Below are 853 nucleotides of genomic sequence, written 5' to 3'. Positions count from 1 at the left end.
GACCGAGAGTGTGTGGGTGTCGCTGGTGTCGACGTCGGAGAAGGTGACCTGGCCGGTGGCGGTCTGGGCTGCGGCCGGGAGGTCGTCGCCTTCCGACACGCTGCCGGACTGTGCGGCGCTGGTGATCAGCGGGGCGTCGTTGGTGCCGGTGATGTCGATCGACACGACCTGGGTGGCGAGACCGCCATGATGGTCGTCGACCTGGACGGTAAAACTGTCGGCGAGATGCTCGCCGGCGGCGAGCGCGTCGACCGAGCCGCCGTCGAGCACGGTGTAATGCCAGGTGCCGTCGGGATCGACGGTGGCGGTGCCGTGGGCGGCGGCGACGCTGACCGAGAGTGTGTGGGTGTCGCTGGTGTCGACGTCGGAGAAGGTGACCTGGCCGGTGGCGGTCTGGGCTGCGGCCGGGAGGTCGTCGCCTTCCGACACATTGCCGGACTGTGCCGCCGAGGTGATGACCGGGGCGTCATTGGTGCCGGTGATGTCGATCGACACGACCTGGGTGGCGAGACCGCCATGGTGGTCGTCGACCTGGACGGTAAAACTGTCGGCGAGATGCTCGCCGGCGGCGAGCGCGTCGACCGCGCCGCTGTCGAGCACGGTGTAATGCCAGGTGCCGTCGGGGTCGACGGTGGCGGTGCCGTGGGCGGCGGCGACGCTGACCGAGAGCGTGTGGGTGTCGCTGGTGTCGACGTCGGAGAAGGTGACCTGGCCGGTGGCGGTCTGGGCTGCGGCCGGGAGGTCGTCGCCTTCCGACACGCTGCCGGACTGTGCGGCGCTGGTGATCAGCGGGGCGTCGTTGGTGCCGGTGATGTCGATCGACACGACCTGGGTGGCGAGACCGCCATGATGK

The 853-nt window shown here is 69.7% G+C and carries 1 protein-coding gene; it reads right to left on the bottom strand.

Translation table 11 applies throughout. The annotated features are described in order from the left end of the window. Positions 1-853: VCBS domain-containing protein (locus ACXJMY_RS37970; protein ID WP_456624465.1), on the bottom strand; the 853-nt coding region annotated here is incomplete at both ends.

Source organism: Bradyrhizobium sp. P5_C12 (assembly GCF_054049735.1).
This window is presented reverse-complemented; position numbering and strand designations above follow the sequence as displayed.